The 6,374-nt window shown below is 59.8% G+C and carries 2 protein-coding genes; both read right to left on the bottom strand.

Annotated features, from left to right (window positions below):
* Positions 1-2,191 (bottom strand): DNA-directed RNA polymerase subunit beta' (gene rpoC / locus QVE23_RS09980; protein ID WP_287968115.1); only part of this gene is annotated, 2,191 nt, incomplete at its 3' end.
* Between the two features lie 65 nt (positions 2,192-2,256).
* Positions 2,257-5,949, bottom strand: coding sequence for a DNA-directed RNA polymerase subunit beta (gene rpoB / locus QVE23_RS09975; protein WP_287968114.1), 3,693 nt, complete (start codon positions 5,947-5,949; stop codon positions 2,257-2,259).
* Positions 5,950-6,374 lie beyond the last annotated feature (425 nt).

Here is a 6,374-nt window from a genome sequence, read left to right as displayed (position 1 = left end):
CCCAGACCTGCACCACCTGCTTGTAGCGCTCGTGGTCGGTCATGAAGCCCATCTTGTACTGGTTTTCGATGTCCACCACCATCTGCTCGGAAGCGGCGACCAGCTCGTACTTCTTGGGAGGAATGGTCATATCCGCGATGGAAACGGTGATGGCGGCGATAGTGGAGTTATGGTAGCCGGTGGACTTGATGGCGTCCAGCACCTCGGAAGCCACGGTGAAACCGTGCTTGTTGATGGTGCGGTCCACGATCTGGCCCAGCTGCTTCTTGCCGCAGGTGAAGGTGATCTCGTAGTCGCAGATGTGCTCGGGATCACTGCGGTCCACGAAGCCCAGATCCTGAGGAATGTTCTTGTTGAAGATGATCCGGCCGGGGGTGCTGGGCACCACGCGGGTAACGCTTTCGCCGTTGACCTCCAGCGTCCGGCGTACCAGAATGGGGCAGTGGGGACCGATGGCCCGGTCATTGTAGGCCATGAGGGCTTCGTCCTCGCTGGCGTACATGTGAACAGGCTTGAAGGTAGCGGGCTTCTGGCCCTTCTCCAAAGCGGCGTTGGCCGCCAGGAACTCGTCCGCGTCCACAATGCTCTGTGCGGTCAGGTTCGTGTCACCGGCATCCTCGCACCAGACGGTCTGAGCGCCGATCTCGTCCTTGCCCATGCGGTCCATGGTCAGGTAGTAGGAGCCCAGCACCATATCCTGGGTCGGAACGGTGACGGGGCCGCCGTCCTGAGGACGCAGCAGGTTGTTGGCAGAGAGCATCAGGATACGGGCCTCCGCCTGAGCCTCGGCGGACAGAGGCACATGAATAGCCATCTGGTCGCCGTCGAAGTCGGCGTTGAACGCGGTGCAGTTCAGGGGGTGCAGCTTCAGAGCGCGACCGTCCACCAGCACCGGCTCGAAGGCCTGGATGCCCAGACGGTGCAGGGTCGGTGCACGGTTCAGCATAACGGGGTGATCCTTGATGATGACATCCAGAGCGTCCCATACCTCGGTGGTGCCCTTATCCACCATCTTCTTGGCGGACTTGATGTTATTGGCGGTGCCGTCCTCCACCAGCTTCTTCATGATGAAGGGGCGGAACAGCTCCACGGCCATCTCCTTGGGCACGCCGCACTGATAGATCTTCAGCTCGGGGCCGACCACGATAACGGAACGGCCGGAGTAGTCGACACGCTTGCCCAGCAGGTTCTGACGGAAACGGCCCTGCTTGCCCTTCAGGAAGTCGCTGAGGGACTTCAGAGCACGGTTGTTGGCACCGGTGACGGCACGGCCGCGGCGGCCATTGTCGATCAGAGCGTCCACAGCCTCCTGCAGCATCCGCTTCTCGTTGCGGACGATGATGTCGGGGGCGTTCAGGTCCATCAGGCGCTTCAGGCGGTTGTTGCGGTTGATGACCCGGCGGTACAGGTCATTCAGGTCAGAGGTGGCGAAGCGGCCGCCGTCCAACTGCACCATGGGGCGCAGGTCGGGAGGCAGAATGGGCAGAACGTCCATGATCATCCACTCCGGCTTGTTGCCGGAGATCCGGAAAGCGTCCACCACTTCCAGCCGCTTGACGATCCGGGCCTTCTTCTGGCCGGAAGCGTCCTTCAGCTCGGCGTGGAGCTGGGCGGAGAGGGCCTCCAGGTCCACATCCGCCAGCAGCTTTTTCACGGCCTCGGCGCCCATGCCGGCCTGGAAGTCATCCTCATACTTTTCACGGTAGTCACGGTACTCCTTCTCGGAGAGGATCTGGTTCTTGGTCAGAGGGGTCTCGCCGGGGTCCGTGACGATATAGTTGGCGAAATACAGCACCTTCTCCAGGATCCGGGGGCTGATGTCCAGCAGCAGGCCCATCCGGGAGGGGATGCCCTTGAAATACCAGATGTGGGAAACGGGGGTGGCCAGCTCGATGTGGCCCATGCGCTCCCGGCGCACCTTGGAACGGGTGACCTCGACGCCGCAGCGGTCGCAGATCTTACCCTTGTAGCGGATCTTCTTGTACTTGCCGCAGTGGCACTCCCAATCCTTGGTAGGCCCGAAGATACGCTCGCAGTACAGGCCGTCCTTTTCGGGCTTCAGAGTGCGGTAGTTGATGGTCTCAGGCTTCTTCACCTCGCCGTAAGACCACTCCCGGATCTGCTCCGGGGAAGCCATGCCGATCTTAATCGCGTCAAAGGCAAACTTGTTGCCGTTATTGGTTTCGATCATGTTGCGTTATCCTCCTTCAATGATTCAAATGATCCAGTTTTGTGGTGACGAATGTGTCTTCTGGATCATTCGTCGTCGAAGTCAACATCCACATCGGCGCCGGCATCCTCCGGCGCGTCTTCAAATTCAAAGCCGGACGCTTCAAACTCGGCGTCCTCCGCAACGTTGCGGTGGCGGTCATCGTCCGCATCCATACGGGAGAGGTTGAAGGTATCGAGGGCGTCCTCGTCCTCCTTGAGATCCACCACGTTGCCGTCCTTATCCAGCACCTGGATGTTCAGGCACAGGGACTGCAGCTCCTTCAGCAGCACGCGGAAGGACTCCGGCACGCCGGGGGTGGGAACGTTGTGGCCCTTGACGATGGATTCGTAGGTCCGGACACGGCCGGTGACATCGTCGGACTTCACGGTCAGGATCTCCTGCAGAGTATAAGCAGCACCGTAAGCCTCCAGAGCCCAAACTTCCATCTCGCCAAAGCGCTGGCCGCCGAACTGGGCCTTGCCGCCCAAGGGCTGCTGGGTAACCAGAGAATAGGGGCCGGTGGAACGGGCATGGATCTTATCGTCAACCAGATGGTGCAGCTTCAGGAAGTACACATAGCCAACGGTGACTTTGTTGTCGAAGGGCTCGCCGGTACGGCCATCGTACAGAACGCTCTTGCCCTCGGGATCCAGGCCGGCCTTTACCAGCTCTGCCTGAATATCCTCGTAGGTAGCGCCGTCGAAAATAGGCGTAGCGACCTTGCAGCCCAGCGCATGGGCAGCATAGCCCAAGTGGACCTCCAGCACCTGACCGATGTTCATACGGGAAGGCACGCCCAGGGGGTTCAGCACGATGTCCAGCGGGGTGCCGTCGGGCAGGAAGGGCATATCCTCCTGCGGCAGAATGCGGGAAACAACACCCTTGTTGCCGTGACGGCCTGCCATCTTATCGCCGACGCTGATCTTACGCTTCTGGGCGATGTAGCAGCGCACGCACATACGCACGCCGGGCTGCAGCTCGTCGCTGTTCTCGGGGGTAAAGACCTTGACGTCGACAACGATGCCGTAGGCACCGTGGGGCACACGCAGGGAGGTGTCGCGGACCTCGCGGGCCTTCTCGCCGAAGATGGCGCGCAGCAGGCGCTCCTCGGCGGTCAGCTCGGTCTCGCCCTTCGGGGTGACCTTGCCGACGAGGATGTCGCCGGTCTTGACCTCGGCACCGATGCGGATGATGCCGCGGTCATCGAGGTCCTTCAGCGCGTCATCGCCGACGTTCGGGATGTCGCGGGTGATCTCCTCGGGTCCGAGCTTCGTGTCGCGGGCCTCGGTCTCATATTCTTCAATGTGGATGGAGGTGTAGACATCCTCGCGGACGAGCTTCTCGTTCAGCAGGACGGCGTCCTCGTAGTTGTAGCCCTCCCAGGTCATGAAGCCGATCAGGGCGTTCTTACCCAGAGAGATCTCGCCGTTGCGCATTGCGGGGCCATCGGCCAGCACCTGACCGGCGGTGACGGTCTCGCCCACTTCTACGATGGGGCGCTGGTTGATGCAGGTGCCTGCGTTGGAGCGGGCAAACTTGATCAGAGAATAATCCTCCAGAGCGCCCTGCTCGTTGCGCACCACAACATGGTCGGCATCGACCTTTTCCACAACGCCGTTGCTCTTGGCCAGCACAGCAGTGCCGGAATCGGTAGCAGCCTTGTACTCCATACCGGTAGCAACAATGGGCTGCTGGGTGACCATCAGAGGCACTGCCTGACGCTGCATGTTAGAGCCCATCAGTGCACGGTTACAGTCATCGTTCTCCAGGAAGGGGATGCAAGCGGTAGCAACAGAGACCATCATTCGCGGAGAAACGTCCATGTAATCGACCTTCTCTGCGTCGATTTCCAAGATCTCGTCGCGGCGGCGGGCAGACACACGGGGACGGATGAAGTGCTTGCCTTCATCCAGCGGCTCGTTGGCCTGTGCCACAACGTACTCGTCCTCCACATCGGCGGTCATATACTCCACCTCGTCGGTGACGACCTGCTCGATGAGGTTGTTGTTCTCGTCGTAGATCTTCTTGACCTTGCGGTAGGGAGCCTCCACGAAGCCGTACTCGTTGATCTTGGCGTAGGATGCCAGATAGGAGATCAGACCGATGTTGGGGCCTTCAGGGGTCTCAATGGGGCACATACGGCCATAGTGGCTGTAATGCACGTCTCGGACCTCCATGTTGGCGCGCTCGCGGCTCAGACCGCCGGGGCCCAGAGCGGACAGACGGCGCTTGTGGGTCAGTTCCGCCAGAGGGTTGGTCTGATCCATGAACTGGCTCAGGGGGCTGGAGCCGAAGAACTCCTTGATGGCGGCGGTAACAGGCCGGATATTGATGAGGCTCTGGGGAGTGACCACGTCCAGATCCTGAATGGTCATACGCTCCCGGATCACGCGCTCCATACGGGAGAAGCCGATGCGGAACTGGTTCTGCAGCAGCTCGCCCACGCAGCGCAGACGGCGGTTGCCCAGATGGTCGATATCGTCCTTCACGGAGATGCCGCGGGCCAGACCGTTCATGTAGTTGATGGAGCAGAGGATATCGTCGATGATGATGTGCTTGGGCACCAGATCGTCCTTATGGAGCTTGATCTGCTCCTTCAGTTCCTCGCCGGAGTACTGGCCCAGCAGCTCCTGCAGCACGTCGAAGCGGACACGCTCCTTGATGCCGCACTCAGCCAGAGGATCGAAGTCCACATAGTGGCTCAGGTCGCACATCTTGTTGGACTGCACCCGCAGAGGCTGATCGTCCACCAGAATGACCACCTCGGCAACGCCGACGGTGTCCAGCAGGCGGGCATCCTCCTTGCTCAGCAGGTGGCCCTCATCGAAGAGCAGCTCGCCGGTAGCGGGGTCTGCCACAGGCTGTGCCAGCTTGTAGCCGGTGACCCGCTGCCAGAGGGACAGCTTCTTATTGAACTTGTACCGGCCCACAACGGACAGATCGTAGCGCCGGGGATCGAAGAACAGGTTGTTCATCAGGGTCTCGGCAGCTTCCACCGTGGGGGGCTCGCCGGGACGGAGCTTGCGGTAGATCTCCAGCATGGCGTCCTCATACGTCTTGCTGGGGTCCTTCTCCAGAGTAGCCGCGATGCGGGGATCGTCGCTGAAGCGGTCCAGGATCTCCGCGTCGGTCTTGAGGCCCAGTGCCCGGATCAGGCTGGTGATGGGCAGCTTGCGGTTCTTGTCGATACGGACCCAGAACACCTCGTTGGCGTCCGTCTCATATTCCAGCCAGGCGCCCCGGTAGGGGATCACCGTGGAGGTGAGGATGGGCAGGTCGGTCTTAATGTCGACCTCCTTGCCGTAATACACGCCGGGAGAGCGGACGATCTGAGAGACCACCACGCGCTCCGCGCCGTTGATGACGAAGGTGCCGGAGTGGGTCATCAGGGGGAAATCGCCCATGAAGATCTCCTGCTCCTTGATCTCCTCCGTCTCCTTGTTCCGCAGACGGACCGTCACCTTCAGGGGGGCGGCATACGTGGCGTCACGGGCCTTGCACTCTTCCACGTTATACTTGGGGGCTTCATCCATCCGGAAGTCGATGAAGGTCAACTCCAGGTTGCCCTGATAGTCAGAGATCGCCCCAACGTCTGCAAAAACCTCCCGCAGACCGGTGTCCAAAAATTCCCGATAGGAGGTCTTCTGGATCTCCAGCAGGTTGGGCATGGGCATGACTTCCTCGTGCCGGGCAAAATTCTTTCGGAGGGTTTTGCCGTAGTACTTGTCCTTAGCCATCTTCACTTTCACCTTTCTTTTGCTCCGCCGCCCTGTCCGGCCGCGGGGCAAGTATTGTATCCGATACGCTCGGGTGAGTTGTTAAATTTATTTCAGTTTCCTATTGCCTTTCGTTGGCGGATGTGCTATCCTGTGTTCGTAATCAAGATGGGATTCTATCCGCTTCCGTTTATATAAGCGACTTATTCTATCACGAAATCTCTTGCCTGTCAAGGGATTTTTATTTTTTATCCCCCGAAAATCGTTTTCTTGTCTTACATCCCCCGTTCAAACTCAGAAAATGACAATTCCCCCGCCGAACCGTCCAGCGTCTCCCCGGACAGCCCCGGTCCCTTCACAGTCAAAAAGCGGCACACGGAAATCCGTGTGCCGCTGAGGCTGTCGATAAAGTGATAAATTTTCCGCGACGGTAAGGAAGGGTGTGC

The organism is Oscillibacter sp. KLE 1728, assembly GCF_934833455.1.
GTDB classification, from domain to species: Bacteria; Bacillota; Clostridia; order Oscillospirales; family Oscillospiraceae; genus Oscillibacter; species Oscillibacter welbionis.
Note: the sequence above shows the minus strand (reverse complement) of the source record. Positions and strands in the feature narration are given on the sequence as shown.

Bases quoted from the DNA above. Each gene is read 5' to 3' on its own strand.
- rpoB (WP_287968114.1), bottom strand. From the start codon at position 5,949: ATGGCTAAGGACAAGTACTACGGCAAAACCCTCCGAAAGAATTTTGCC.